Source organism: Bacteroidia bacterium, from assembly GCA_020852255.1.
GTDB lineage: Bacteria > Bacteroidota > Bacteroidia > JADZBD01 > JADZBD01 > JADZBD01.
This window is the reverse complement of record JADZBD010000025.1, coordinates 42,366-56,147: the sequence shown is the minus strand read 5'-3', so window position 1 is coordinate 56,147 and position 13,782 is coordinate 42,366. Positions and strand designations below refer to the sequence as shown.

15 protein-coding genes and 1 tRNA gene are annotated in these 13,782 nt (G+C 48.3%); 3 read left to right on the top strand and 13 right to left on the bottom strand.

The features are described from left to right. Position 1: 1 nt before the first annotated feature. The 8 genes from atpG to IT233_13635 form a co-directional block, all read right to left on the bottom strand. On the bottom strand, positions 2–883 hold the full coding sequence (gene atpG / locus IT233_13670) for an ATP synthase F1 subunit gamma (GenBank protein ID MCC7303683.1): 882 nt from the start codon (positions 881–883) through the stop codon (positions 2–4). Positions 884–918: 35 nt separating this feature from the next. Beyond that, positions 919–2,496 (bottom strand): F0F1 ATP synthase subunit alpha, encoded by a 1,578-nt coding sequence (locus tag IT233_13665; GenBank protein MCC7303682.1) that lies wholly within the window; start codon positions 2,494–2,496, stop codon positions 919–921. Between the two features lie 12 nt (positions 2,497–2,508). Then, positions 2,509–3,066 (bottom strand): ATP synthase F1 subunit delta, encoded by a 558-nt coding sequence (gene atpH, locus IT233_13660; GenBank protein MCC7303681.1) that lies wholly within the window; start codon positions 3,064–3,066, stop codon positions 2,509–2,511. A 1-nt stretch (position 3,067) separates the two neighbouring features. Continuing rightward, the gene (locus IT233_13655) at positions 3,068–3,562 is read right to left on the bottom strand and encodes a F0F1 ATP synthase subunit B (GenBank protein ID MCC7303680.1); all 495 of its coding nucleotides are present in this window, start codon (positions 3,560–3,562) and stop codon (positions 3,068–3,070) included. A 69-nt stretch (positions 3,563–3,631) separates the two neighbouring features. After that, complete coding sequence (atpE, locus tag IT233_13650; protein ID MCC7303679.1) at positions 3,632–3,886, bottom strand: ATP synthase F0 subunit C; 255 nt, start codon at positions 3,884–3,886, stop codon at positions 3,632–3,634. Positions 3,887–3,920: 34 nt separating this feature from the next. Next, positions 3,921–5,051 carry a F0F1 ATP synthase subunit A gene (gene atpB, locus IT233_13645; protein MCC7303678.1) on the bottom strand — a complete coding sequence of 377 codons (1,131 nt, stop codon included), beginning with the start codon at positions 5,049–5,051 and terminating at the stop codon, positions 3,921–3,923. Between the two features lie 121 nt (positions 5,052–5,172). Continuing rightward, a complete protein-coding gene (locus IT233_13640; GenBank protein ID MCC7303677.1) occupies positions 5,173–5,547 on the bottom strand; it encodes a hypothetical protein in 375 nt (124 codons plus the stop codon). A gap of 36 nt (positions 5,548–5,583) precedes the next feature. Further along, positions 5,584–5,979: a polymer-forming cytoskeletal protein gene (locus tag IT233_13635; GenBank protein ID MCC7303676.1), complete on the bottom strand. Its 396-nt coding sequence runs from the start codon at positions 5,977–5,979 to the stop codon at positions 5,584–5,586. 148 nt (positions 5,980–6,127) lie between these two features. Between IT233_13635 and IT233_13630 the strand changes: the two genes are divergently transcribed. Beyond that, positions 6,128–6,577, top strand: a complete 450-nt coding sequence (locus IT233_13630; protein MCC7303675.1) for a YbjN domain-containing protein — start codon at positions 6,128–6,130, stop codon at positions 6,575–6,577. A 30-nt stretch (positions 6,578–6,607) separates the two neighbouring features. Here the strand turns inward: IT233_13630 and IT233_13625 are convergent, their stop codons facing one another. From IT233_13625 to IT233_13610, 4 genes are read right to left on the bottom strand one after another with little or no spacing between them, the layout of a single operon-like run. Beyond that, positions 6,608–6,997 (bottom strand): hypothetical protein, encoded by a 390-nt coding sequence (locus IT233_13625; GenBank protein ID MCC7303674.1) that lies wholly within the window; start codon positions 6,995–6,997, stop codon positions 6,608–6,610. Further along, entirely contained in the window at positions 6,987–7,736 is a 750-nt protein-coding gene (locus IT233_13620; protein MCC7303673.1) for a 1-acyl-sn-glycerol-3-phosphate acyltransferase, read from the bottom strand. The genes IT233_13625 and IT233_13620 overlap by 11 nt, the downstream gene beginning before the upstream one ends. Before the next feature lie 16 nt (positions 7,737–7,752). Next, the gene (gene recO, locus IT233_13615) at positions 7,753–8,484 is read right to left on the bottom strand and encodes a DNA repair protein RecO (protein MCC7303672.1); all 732 of its coding nucleotides are present in this window, start codon (positions 8,482–8,484) and stop codon (positions 7,753–7,755) included. Positions 8,485–8,486: 2 nt separating this feature from the next. After that, complete coding sequence (locus IT233_13610) at positions 8,487–10,823, bottom strand: T9SS type A sorting domain-containing protein (GenBank protein ID MCC7303671.1); 2,337 nt, start codon at positions 10,821–10,823, stop codon at positions 8,487–8,489. A 115-nt stretch (positions 10,824–10,938) separates the two neighbouring features. Here IT233_13610 and IT233_13605 point away from each other — a divergent pair, with 115 nt between their 5' ends. Both IT233_13605 and IT233_13600 read left to right on the top strand, forming a co-directional pair. Then, on the top strand, positions 10,939–12,945 hold the full coding sequence (locus IT233_13605; GenBank protein MCC7303670.1) for a tetratricopeptide repeat protein: 2,007 nt from the start codon (positions 10,939–10,941) through the stop codon (positions 12,943–12,945). A gap of 78 nt (positions 12,946–13,023) precedes the next feature. Beyond that, positions 13,024–13,097, top strand: a tRNA-Arg gene (locus IT233_13600). Between the two features lie 83 nt (positions 13,098–13,180). Here IT233_13600 and IT233_13595 read toward each other — a convergent pair. Then, positions 13,181–13,645, bottom strand: a complete 465-nt coding sequence (locus IT233_13595; protein MCC7303669.1) for an Lrp/AsnC family transcriptional regulator — start codon at positions 13,643–13,645, stop codon at positions 13,181–13,183. Positions 13,646–13,782: the final 137 nt, after the last annotated feature.

Sequence of the window (13,782 nt, the reverse complement as noted above, 5' to 3'; positions counted from 1 at the left end):
ATCAATTATTCAACGCTTCCGCTCCACCCACGATCTCTAAGATCTCCTTGGTGATGGCGGCCTGACGGGCTTTGTTGTAGGTGATGCGCAGTTCGCGCAGCATGTCGCGGGCGTTATCCGTAGCCTTGTGCATGGCCGTCATGCGTGCCCCGTGTTCGGAAGCATGGGAATCCAATAAGGCTTTGTAGAACTGGGTTTTTAAAGAACGGGGAATAAGGTCTTCTATGATAAACTCTTTCGTTGGCTCAAAAATATAATCAACGGAGCGCTTCTTCTTCCCGTCATTGGCGGGCGGTGCCACCGGCAAAAACTGCTCACGGGTGTTGATCTGCGTAGCGGCATTCTTGAATTTGTTATAGACAAGATCAATACGGTCGAACTGCCCCTTCACAAACGCTTCCATGATCTTCTCCGCAACCGGGGCCACATTTTCAAAAGTTAGCTTATCAAACAACTCGTTTACCTTTCTTGGCAAATCAGACCCAATGATCTTGTACTCGGTTTTCCGGAAATAATCTCCCCCTTTCTTCCCAATACACAATACCGAAATTTGCTTTCCGGCATATTCTTGTCGTGCGGTAAGCAAGGCCCGTTTGATCACTGAAGAGTTAAACCCTCCGCACAATCCGCGGTTAGAGGTAATCACAATCAACAACACAGATTTTACCTCTTTCTGTTTGGAATATATGCCATCTGAAGCGGATAAGCTGGCAGAAACGTTTTCAAGTATCTCCTTGAGTTTCTCTGCATACGGACGCATCTGAACTATGGCATCCTGAGCCCGTTTTAATTTGGCAGCAGAAACCATCTTCATAGCAGAAGTAATCTGCTGTGTGCTGGACACAGAAGTGATCCGGGTTCTGACTTCTTTTAAATTCGGCATTTAGAATTAAAATTCAAAGATCAAGAATCAAAGGGTTATTTGTATTTCGCTGAAATTTCTGCGGCCGCTTTCTCCAGGGTTCCGGTAATCGTATCATCCAGCTTCCCGGCTTTCAGGTCATTTAGCACATTCTTATGCTTGCTTTCCATGTATTGGAGGAAATCCACTTCAAATTCTTTTACTTTATTCAAAGGCACGTTACGCAACAATCCTTTGGTTCCGCAATAGATGATGGCAATTTGTTGCTCAACCCTGAACGGAGAGAACTGATTTTGTTTCAGGATCTCTACGTTCCGTGAACCTTTGTCGAGTACCGATTTAGTAGCCGCATCCAGATCAGATCCGAATTTTGCAAACGCTTCCAATTCGCGGTATTGCGCCTGATCCAGTTTTAACGTTCCAGCAACTTTTTTCATACTCTTGATCTGGGCATTTCCTCCCACGCGGGATACGGAAATACCTACGTTGATGGCCGGACGCACACCGGAGTTGAACAGGTTCGCCTCAAGGAATATCTGCCCGTCAGTGATCGAGATCACATTAGTAGGAATATAGGCAGATACGTCACCGGCCTGTGTTTCAATAATGGGAAGGGCTGTCAGAGATCCTCCGCCCTTTACTTTATCTTTTAAAGAATCCGGCAGATCATTCATGTTTTTCACCACATCCTGGGAAGAAATCACTTTTGCGGCACGCTCCAGCAAACGACTGTGCAGATAGAATACGTCGCCGGGATAGGCTTCACGGCCGGGAGGACGACGGAGCAGAAGGGACACCTCGCGGTAGGCCACCGCCTGTTTGGAAAGATCATCATATACAATAAGTGCCGGGCGACCGGTATCTCTGAAGAACTCTCCGATAGCGGCACCGGACATAGGCGCGTAGAACTGCATAGGCGCAGGATCAGAAGCTGTGGCGGAAACGATTACCGTATAAGGCATAGCTCCGTTCTCTTCCAGTACGCGTTGTACGTTGGCTACCGTTGAACCTTTTTGTCCGATGGCCACATAAATACAGAACACGGGTTCTCCGCGCTCATAAAATTCTTTCTGGTTGATAATGGTATCCAGGCAAACTGCGGTTTTCCCGGTCTGCCGATCTCCGATCACCAATTCCCGCTGTCCGCGCCCGATGGGAATCATGGCATCAATCGCCTTGATACCAGTCTGGAGGGGTTCATTTACCGGTTGGCGGAAGATTACCCCGGGAGCCTTACGCTCAATAGGCATTTCAAAAAGCTCACCTTTGATCGGTCCTTTTCCGTCAATGGGCTCTCCCATGGTATTCACCACACGCCCCAGCATACCTTCTCCCACCTTGATGGAAGCAATACGACCGGTACGTTTTACGGTATCCCCTTCTTTAATATCATTGGAAGAACCAAGCAATACAGCTCCCACGTTATCTTCTTCCAGGTTCAATACAATTCCTTTGAGTCCGTTCTCAAATTCAATGAGCTCACCGGATTGTACGTTGGAAAGACCGTAGATACGCGCAATACCGTCACCCACCTGCAACACGGTTCCTACTTCTTCCAGATCCGAGGCGGTTTTGTATCCTGCCAGTTGCTGGCGTAAGATTGCGGATACTTCTGCTGGTTTTACTTCTGCCATGATAATTGATTATTAATAGTCTTTGATGTAAGGATTTTCGTTGAATGTGCGTGTAAGCATTTTAATTTTCCGGAGTAAGCTGGTATCATCCTGTTTATCGCCAATGCGAAGGATAAACCCTCCGATGATATTCTTATCCACTTTCTCCACCAATTCCACTTCGCTGCTGTAGCTGTCTTTCACCAGTTTCATTACTTTGGCGCGAACATCGTCATCCAGCCCGTAGGCGGTAGTGATCACAGCGGTGAGGATCTTCTTCCGCACCTTGTATTTTTCAATATAGGATTCGGCAATGGCAGGGATGTAACTTTCGCGGCGCTTGGAGGCCATCAGTTGAAAATAGGCAGAGGTGATAGCGTCCACCTTCCCATCAAACAAGGCTTTCAGAATAGCTTGTTTCTTATCTGTTTTTACAATGGGAGAGTTAAAAAGCAATTCCAGTTCATGGCTTTCCTTACAGGTCTTTTGTACCAGCTTCATGTCCGCATATACCTGTTCCACCTTGCCTTTTTCTACAGCCAGGTCGATCAGTGATTTTGCGTACCGTACCGCTAAGCGGGAACCTTTCATTTTAGTTCAGTTTCACATCATCCAGCAGGGCTTTCACCAGCTGCTTTTGTTTTTCCTGGGAAGACAATTCTTCTTTCAGGATCTTTTCTGCAATTTCAATGGAGAGCTGAGCCACCTGGTTTTTCAATTCGGTGATGGCAGCCATTTTCTCGTGCTGGATGTTCTCACGGGCGGTGGTCATAATTTTATCAGCCTCCAGCTGAGCCTTTGTTTTGGCTTCCGCTACAATCTGATCTTTGATATCACGTGCTTCTTTCAGCATTTGGTCGCGTTCCGAGCGGGCTTCCTTAAGGATCTGCTCATTACCTGCCTGAAGGTTTTTAATTTCTTCGCGGGCTTTTTCAGCTGAATCGAGCGCGTCCTGAATGGAAACTTCACGGTCTTTGATCATTTTCATGATCGGCTTCCAGGCCATTTTCTTCAGCAGGAAGAAAAGGATAAGAAAGCAAAGGGTCATCCAAACGATGAGTCCTAACGAGGGCGTTAACAGTTCCATGTTCTTTTTGTTTTTGTTTCCCTTGTTCAAACAGCATCCCAGCCAACCGCCGGGAGCTGTCCGAAATGCTTACGACTTGAACACTACGAGGAATCCTACCAGCATCGCGATGATGGCGGCACCTTCCACGAGGGCAGCGGTAAGGATCATGTTAGCGCGGATGTCGTTCAGTGCTTCCGGCTGACGTGCGATGGATTCCAGCGCGCTTCCGCCAATGCGACCGATACCGAGTCCTGCTCCCACGGCGGCGAGGCCCGCTCCAAGAGCAGCCAGACCATATCCGAGACCGAGGTTTTCTGCGGCAAGTAATACGAGGTTTAACATTTGATTAGGTATTAAGGGTTTAACAAAAATTCATTTAATGATGTTCGGCATGGTGACCTTCTTCCACTGCCGCGCCGATATAGATCGCCGAGAGCAAGGTGAATACGTATGCCTGCAGGAAGGCCACCAGCAACTCCAGCAGGGACATGAACAAAACGAAGAAAACTGAAAGCACGGACGATCCGTACCCGGCGGTTGAACTCATTTCACCGAATACGAAAATGAGCGAAACGAAGGACAGGATTACGATGTGACCGGCAGTGATGTTGGCAAAGAGTCGGAGCATGAGCACCAACGGACGAATGAACATTCCCAGTATTTCCAGCGGTGTGAGGATGAACAGCACCGGCACCGGCACTCCGGGCATGGCGAGGATGTGTCTCCAGTAATGTCCGTTGGAACTGAACAGCGTGATCAGAAAGGTAATGCATGCCAGCACCAGCGTAACAGAAATATTTCCGGTAACATTGGCACCCCCCGGAATAAGAGGAACCAGTCCCATCATGTTACTTATCCAGATGAAGAAAAAGGCTGTAAGGAGAAAAGGCATGTATTTCTCATACTTCTTTTCTCCAATGTTAGGACGGGCTACATCGTCGCGCACAAAAATGATCAGAGGCTCAAAAAACGACTGGATGCCGGTGGGCGCTTTTCCTTTGTTGCGCACATATCCTTTTGCCACAGCGCGGAAAATAAGAATCATCAGGATCATGGCCACAAAAATGGAGGCCACGTTTTTGGTAACAGAAAGATCGATCAGTGTTGCACTGGCACGCTCATCTTTCAGTCCGGTTTCATCCACAATATAAATATGCTCGTGTTCGATACGGTAGGCATACTTTTTTTCTACGGTGGCTGTACCATGGTGAAAGGCAGAAGACAGGAATACATCTAAGCCCTTGTCGGTCCAGAGGATGACAGGAAGCGGAACCGAAACGGAATGTTCTCCTTCTCCCCACAAATGCCATTCGTGGGCATCGAGAACGTGATGGAGGATCATGGCACCCACGTCCAGTTTATCGCTGCCGTGCCCGGCAGCAGACGGGGCACCGGAACCGGTATCGGCAGAAACGGAGTGATGGTCCGGATCTCCGGCAAAAGCGGAAAAGGAAAGACCCAGGAAGGCTAAAACGATAAATATGCGAGAGTTCAACACCGTATTCATACCCTGAAATTCGGGGGCAAATTTATATATATAAATGGTTCAGAAATGCGCTGGCCCGGCCTCTTTTTTTCACAATCCCGGAGGGAAAAAGGGGCTATTTCAAGTGTCAGAAAATCAGGACTTAAGAAGTCTTTTTTAGCACTGCGGAGAGCTGCACAACCTCATAAATCAGAAAACTGATATAGATCAGCACAAACCAGCCTGCAAAACAAAAAGGCGAAGGCACTCCCAGTACCAGTGTGAGGATAAAGGCGGTGGCCAGCACCAGCATTTTCATTACGGTCATACCCATGAATGCCCTGATGAAGGCGGTAGGGGAGCCTTTGGTAGAACGGATGAGGTATTGGTGCTGAAACAGTGTGAAAAGGCAGAACAGGGGAGTCATTACAAAAGCGCCCGGATGACGGAAAGAAACGAGTTCCTGTGAAAGGTAGGGTACCGCGGCCAGCAGGAGCAGCAGTGCGCAGAGCAAACCAAGCCGGAGAAAATAATTCATCGGAAAGCAGATACCTCCGGTGGAGGATGAATTAGTTTAGTAGGAGACCGCTTTTTCCTCAGTAGTTTCCGCGCTCTTCATGTCCTTGATGATCCCGCCCATAGAGCAGGAACCCGTAAACACAGCACCGGGTTCAATCGCCAGTTTATTGGCAACAATATCTCCCGAAAGCTTGGAGGAGGATTTAAGAGCAAGGAGATCGGTCACATTGATCTTCCCGTTGATGGTTCCCGAAATGTCGGCATTCTGACAGCTGATCTCCCCCTCAATGTTCCCTGAAGCTCCCAGTACAAGCCTTCCTTTCACGTTCAGTTTACCTGTGAGCGATCCATCTACCCGGATGTCTCCGTTTGTATTAATCTCACCCTCAATGATGGTTCCCGCCCCGATGATATTTACAGTGCCGGAATCGGTGGTATGGCTTTTTGACATGGGATCTTTTTTTGTGTTGAACATGGGGCAAAGGTAATGCAATTGAACCCGTTACGAAAGCCCTGATTTTACTTGCAGGGGAAAGATATACTCATATCTTTGTTAAAAACCAGCCATGGTTTTAAAGGTCTAACTTAAATAACAAAAAATGCAACCAATTCAGACGTATTACAACATGGTGGAGGATATTATCCGAAACCTGGGCGTAGATCCTGCTATTTGCCGCGGGGAAATCGCCGGACAGTGGAATCTTAAACGGGGATCTGCCAATATCTGGGTAGATGTGTGGCAAACCAAAGATCAACAGGGAAATCTTCAGGATTACGGTTACATCCAGGTGATGGCCCCTGTATGTGAAGTGCCAGTGAACAACCAGCATCTATTCACCAAGGAACTTCTCGAGATCAACCACAATCTGTACGGAGTATCATTTACCATTTTCAAGGAATGGGCGTACATTAAGTCGATCCGTGAACTGGATGGGCTGGATCAGAACGAGGCACAGGCCATGTTCAACCGTATTGGATCTTATGCAGACGAATATGATGATCGCCTGAAGCAGAAATACGGCATCGTGCCTGCCGGACAACGCGTATAGCTCTTTCTCTTCCCCCGCCCCTTTTTTCTTTCAGGGGGCGGGTGGCAGGAGGAGGGTTTCAATATGGGGATTGCAAGATCCGGAGACAATATCCCTGATTTGGTACTGAAGGGTGTCGCCCAGGGATATCCCGTGTCGGCGGATCTGCTCAAAACTGGCATAGCCGCCAAAAACCTGAGAATAAAGTAAGGTATCCGTTCCGTAGTCCGTTCGCACCTCAATCTCCATTTCGCAATACCCTTCACTGACTGTATCTATACTAATTATCAATGCAGGATGATAAACGGACGAATAGCTGCAATCTCCGCCATCCGGTATTGGAGGGTTTTCGAAAGCAAGCCGGATCAGAAAGGAACCCACCCCCAGTACAGCAATCAGAATCAGAGGTAGTAGGATAGACCGTGGCTTCTTATTTTCCATGAGCTGATCTCCGGTTTAAAATCTTTGTTTTCATACCGGACCAAACACGGTCGCGCAGTTTTTCTACATCTTCCTCCGTCATGCCACGGGTATCTACTACCTCCAGCCACTCTGCTTCAATGGTACCGGGAACAAGTGAAAGGGGTTGAGCAGGACGATTCCGGAGATGGGAGTTGTACACAACCAGTACCGCCAGGGGCACCTGCGCGCGGATAGCCAGCCGGAAAGCGCCGTCTTTAAACGGCAAAAGAGCTTGTTCGGTGCGGTTGCGCGTGCCTTCAGGGCAGAGGAAGAGGCCAATGCCTTCTTCCAGGGTTTTTTGCATGGCGATCATGATCTTATGCCGGTCGGCCTTGTCCTCCCTCTTTACCATCAGATAGGTTCTGCGTATCACATATCCCAACAGCGGGATCTTTCCCAGTTCTGCTTTGGCAAGAAAACGAACAACGGGCGTGCAGGCGATGGCATAGGTGGGAATATCCAGCTGGGAAAGGTGATTTGCTATGACCACATACACAGCGTTCGGGTCAAGTATCTCGCGGTTTTTTACCCGTACCCTTACCATCAGGAAAAACATCAGTACGCCGGCCCAGAACCGGCTGACTTGATGGGCGGCACGGGGCGCACGCTGCGGCGGAAAAAAAGTGAACACAAAAAAATAGGTGGGAACAGCCAGAATCAAAGTCAGGGCGAAGAGCAGGGTTCCGTAAACTGCGAGTATTCCGTAAATGACCGGCATGGTTCAAAAGTAGGAATTAGGCTAGTTCTCCCAGCACCTCTTCCAGCACCTGTACGCTTTTTAGTGAGGGGAATCCTTCTACATGGGTGCCGTAGTAACTGATGATTCCGTGGAGAACGGCTCTTCGCTGTTCCCCGCTCAGCGCTACTTCACAGCATCCACCATAGTCCATAAAAAGAAAATTCCCAAGTATTTTTCCTGCCGCCGGGTCGAGGTGGAGCGGATGAGCGGGCTCCTCGGGAACAAACTCCCCGGCCTTCAGATCAAACCAGGGACAAAACTCCGAATAATTGCCGTGAGGAAAAAAGCCAAGGTATTTTGATAGCTGCAGCAGAAAACTGAGATGAAAATTAGAGGGATTGCCGGGCAGTACATCCAGGATCTGAAGTGAACTATGCAGGAATTCAAATAATAGCGGATTTTTTTCTTCTTCCCGGATCACCTGGCAAAGCACTTCGTCCAGGAAAAGAAGGATACTGCTCCGGCGGATATCTTCCCGGTTTATATAATGCACCTCGGTACGGATCTCCCGGATCCGCTGCAGTCCCCGGTTTTCCTTTTCATAGGCTACCAGTTCCACCAGCGACAAAGGTTGCAGCAAACGGGCTTTGGAAGCCGAACGGCGGCTGTGCGCTGCGTTCACAAGGTAACTTCGCAGACCATACGCTTCAGTATAAATGCGGGAAATTACGGTGGTATCAGAGTACGGAAGTGTATGAAAAACGATACCGCGCGTGGAAGCAAGCATGTTCAGTTGATCACGAGGATCTTGGTCACGAACGTTTTGCTGCCGTCATCGTTGGTAAGAAATACCATATAAACTCCGCTGCTTACTTTGTTACCGCTGAATGTGCGGCAATCCCATATGGCTTGTCCGCCCAGCGCTCTGGTCTGATAAACTACCGTACCTGAAATATCGGAGATCTTGACATGGCAGTCTTTTACCAGTCCGCGTATGGCAACAATCCCGTTATAGCCCGGTCGCACAGGATTAGGGAATGCATACACGTTTTCAAAATTTTCCAGTCCGTCCGTTGCCGTACTGCGGAAAGAACACAGTCCTTGTGCGGTACCAAAAAAAACCTCTCCCGAAATGCCGTCAATCGCAATGGAAGTAATGGTACTGGAAAGCAGGGGGGAATTATTTTCTTCGAAGTGATAGATTTGAGTCTGCCCGTCTTCCGAGAGCAGGAATACGCCTGCATTTTGCGTGCCGATCCATTTACGGTTGGCGCCGTCGGTGGTGATAGAGGTTACCACCTCTGTTTCCAGAAGGATCTGCGTGTGCCCGTCCTGTGTGACAAAAATCTGCTGGGCGTCAAAATCCCCTCCGTTAAAAACATTCTCCGGGCTATAGATCACTGCAATGCCGCGGTCGGTTCCTATCCAGATTTCCCCATCGTCGTCGCAGGCGATGCTGTACACTTCATTGCTGGGCAGATTTCCCAATCCCTCGCCTGTAATCACCTTTTTAACCTGATCATCAGCAGAAGAAACCGGGTCGGATCCCGGGTCATACACGAGCAATCCGCCACCGCGCGGTAAAACGCCCCAGATTTGTCCTTCTTTGTCTATGATGAGGTTGCTGATGAGCAACGCCTGGTATCCGGCACCGAAATTAAATGCGTACCAGGAGCCGTCAGGTTTTCTCAAACAGATGGGAGTGTTGGCTTTTGCATTGCTGACCCACAGATTCCCGTCTTCATCAAACACCTGCCCGTAACTGGCTACCCATCCGGTCTGGGGTGCATCCCCGCGGGGCTGAAGCGCACTGTTATACTGGTTGTGAAAAGTAGTGATTACTCCGTTACGGATTTCGATTAGTCCCTTCCCCAGGGTTCCTGCATAAACATGGGTGGGATCCTGCGGGTCAATCGTAACGGATACAATGTCTCTTACAGAGTCCAGAATGGTTTGGGTGTTCAGGTCAATGGTATTCCAGCTTTGATTGCTGTAATAAAAGATTCCGTCCACATTCGGATCGTCAGCGTTGTCCCACAACCCGTTGTGTTCGCCAGGCACTACCCAGACATTCTGACCTTTCACATCCAGCGCGTATACTTTATTGGTAGACGGGCCATCGGGTGTATGTGCGGAAGTATTCCAGGTGTTCCACACATTGACCAGACCAATATTCGCATCCGCCACCCATACCCTATTCGCGTTCTCCATGGCTACCTGCCGGGGGGCCGGAAATACGTTCTGATAAGTGTAAACGTGTGAAACCAGCGTCATGGCCGGGTCATAAACATCAAAATATCCGTCGAATGAAAAAACAATATTGTTGGCATTGGCTTCAATATGAAAACAGTTGTATCCTGAAACCGGTATGAAAGCAGGAGACCAGGCGCTTCCGTTATAAACAAAAACAGTATCCTGTCCGTACGCCAGCGTCATCAGCCGTTTAGCAAAGTTCACGTACACATTGCCGTTGAAAGCACATACACTGGAATAGATCCCTGTGGGTAATCCGGTCATTTTACTCCATGCCGCGAAATTCGAAAGATTGTTACTGGACAGGGGGGCACGGTAAACGCCCGAATCCGTAGCTGCGTAGATGTAGGTGCCGTCCATCCCCACATCATGAATATTGATATATCCGCCGTTTACTCCAAGGTAATAAGTGTCTTTGATTTCCTTCCGACGCGTATCCAGCACAACAATGCCGAAGCCGGTACTGAGATAAGCGTAATCGTTTTTCAGAAAAACAGAATTAATCGTTTTACTTCCTACGATATTGGCGCGCTTGATGTCAGATATATTTGTAACGATGGTTCCATCCAGGATGTCAATATTACCGGAGGTGTAGGTTACAACCAGTGTGCTGTTGTAGGAATTGAATTTGATATCGCTGGGAGAAACGTCGGAAAATCCGTTATGCTTTCCGATACGCTTAATGGAGTTGTCTCCTTTGTCGTACTCAATTATCCCACCCTGGGTAGCGCACCACACTTTTTCACCACTGAAGGTTACCGCGGTTCCTTTCCGGTAGGGCAAATGATCCCGCCATTGGCCGATGCCAATCTGACCTATGGCATGAACCATAAGCAATGTGTTGATAATGAGGATGAACAGGGGTTTTTTCACGGGATTACAATGATACGAAATTCCTGCCTCTCCCCAAACGGCGGATGCATCCGGATATTGTACCTGCGACTTTTCTTATCTTTAACTCACGCCCTGATTTCAAGCCAATTAGGATATGAGGTTCCTTCTCGTGTTTAATGTACTGATCTTACCGGTGGTGGTATTTTCCCAGGGTGTTAACCACGCCCGCGCGGATTCGCTGGAAAGGCGTTTGCAGGAGTACAAGACGAATGATACGGCAAGGGTACTAACGCTGATAAATCTGGCCAACGTTTTTCTTAATTTCAGTGCAACGCCTGAAGAAAAGCAAAAAGCCTATGAATACGGCAACCGGGCATTGCAGGCCGCAGATAGTACCGGAAACAAGCCCGGGCTGGTGGGTGTTTATTCTTTTTTTGGTCAGTATTATCAGATCCTTGGAAATCTTCCCAAAGCGCTGGAAAACAACCTGAGGGCATTGAAGCTGGCCGAAGAAACAGGAAGATGGTCGGATATTTTACGGATCAAGAACAGCATCGGAGCGCTTTATTTTTCGATGGAGGATAATAAAAACGCGCTCCGTTTTTACCAGGAGGTGCTGCAGTTGGCGCAGGAGAAGAACCGCTCGCCGCAGATCGCTCAGGCCCAGTCGAACATTGGGATCATTCATCACCGGCTCAAAGAATACGGTAAGGCGCTTGACTTTTATACTCAGGCCTTATTTACCTGCGAAAAGAGTAATTATCAGAAAGTAAAGGGGCATGTTCTGAACAGTCTGGGACGTTTGTATTTCGATATGGCACTGGACGACCAGGATAATCAGACCTCCAACCTTTTTAGCCAGTCCATGGATAAGGCGATTCACTATTATGACCAGTCGTTGAAAATAAAACGCGAACAGAATGATATCCGCGGTATTGCGAACACTCTTGGCAATCTGGCAACGGCCTACAAAGAACGGGGGCAGTTCGAGAACGCGCTCAACTATTATATTGAGGGAATGCAGCTGGCGGAACAAACGCACTATTACGACTGGCTGAAGGAAGGTTACGGCGGAATGTATGAACTGTATGAGCGTACCGGAGACTATAAGAATGCACTGAAATATTACATCAAGTACAAGAAGATCACCGACTCCCTGTTAAATGCCAATGCGAAGGAAGAAATGGCCGAGCTGCAGGGTAAATATAATACCGAGAAGAAAGACCGGGAGATCGAACTTTATAAAAAGGAGCAGGATCTCTCCAATGCAAAATTGTCGCAGCAGCGCATGCTTATCTGGTTTTCAGGTGCCGGACTGCTGATTGTAATCGTATTTTCATTTTTTCTTTTTCGGGGGTTTAAGGAGAAGCAAAAGATAAATGCGATCATTGAGGAGAAGAACAAAAGCATTACAGACAGTATACTTTACGCGCGGAGAATTCAAACAGCCATTCTTCCGTCTGATGAGGTGCTGCATGCAGGGTTGGGGGAACACTTTGTTTACTATCGTCCCAAGGATATTGTATCAGGAGATTTTTACTTTTTTTCTTCGGCCGGGAGCAAGGTTATTTTTGCCGTGGCAGACTGTACAGGACACGGTGTTCCGGGTGCTTTCATGAGCATGATCGGAAACAGTCTTCTCAGTGAGATTATCAATGAAAAGGGCATTCATGAGCCGGCGCAAATTCTGGAGCACCTACATTCCGGGGTTGTGAAGGCGCTGCAACAGCATAATGATGCCGAGACGAATGACGGGATGGATATCGCCATCTGTTCAATTGAACGCAGCAAGGGAGAATTGCATTATGCAGGAGCCAACAGGAGCTTGTGGACTTATTACGGGGGTGAGCTAACAGAAACGGCCGCAGACAAGGCACCCATCGGCGGTAGTCAGGGCAGGGGAGAGAAGAGGAGTTTCACAGGCCATGTTCTGAAACTGCCTGCGGGGAGTATGATTTACATGAGTACAGATGGATATGCGGATCAGTTTGGCGGACAGGAGGGGAAGAAGTTCCGGACAAAGCGCTTCAAGAATCTTTTAAAGGAACTCGGGGGAATGACCTGCAAGGAGCAGCAGAGCCGGCTGGCGGAAACGATGAAGGAATGGATGGGAAACACAGAGCAACTGGATGATATTTTAGTCGCAGGGATCCGGACCTGAGCGGCAGACGAATGGGTTCGGTTCAACTCACTGACGCCAATAGAAAAGAGTATCTTTGGCCCCATTATTTTCAATTTTGGTCTCGTAGCTCAACTGGATAGAGTGTCGGCCTCCGAAGCCGAAGGTTATGGGTTCGACTCCCATCGAGACCACTTCCATTCATCATGCTGCTGTAGTTTATCGAAGCGTGTTATCCGGAGATCTGTCGCCGCAGGCTGATTGATACATCGGGCCCTTATTCCAGGCGAATTTCTGTTTTACTAACCACTTCGGTCATAACAAAGGAACTCTGTACCCGTGAAATATTATCCAGGGCGGCCAGCTTGTTCGTGATAAACGCACTGTATTCATTCATGTCGCGTACCAGAATCTTCAGCAGGTAATCGTTCGCCCCGGCCGTGTGATGACACTCCATTACTTCGTCGAATTTTACAATGGATGATTCGAATTTTTTCAGTTGCGGCTTGGAATGGAGCTGAAGAGAAACATGACAGAATACCATCAGCGGTTTCCCGGCCTTCTCACGGTTAAGCAAGGCCACGTATTTCGAAATGATGCCGCTGCGCTCCATCCGACGTATCCGCTCGTATGCCGGCGTGGCGGTTAATCCCACCTCGTCGGCTACCTGCTTGATGTTCAAGGTGCCGTCGCGCTGCAGTAAACGAAGAATCTGCCGGTCGGTAGTGTCCAGTTTTTCCATCGGATGAATTTTCTGAATGACTGCAAATGTACGGAATGTAGAAGAATAAACATCTGGAAATCGGCTAATAGAAGAATAAAACACTAAATAATGAGTAAAATGAAGCAATAATGACTATTTTTCTCACCTTTGTTACA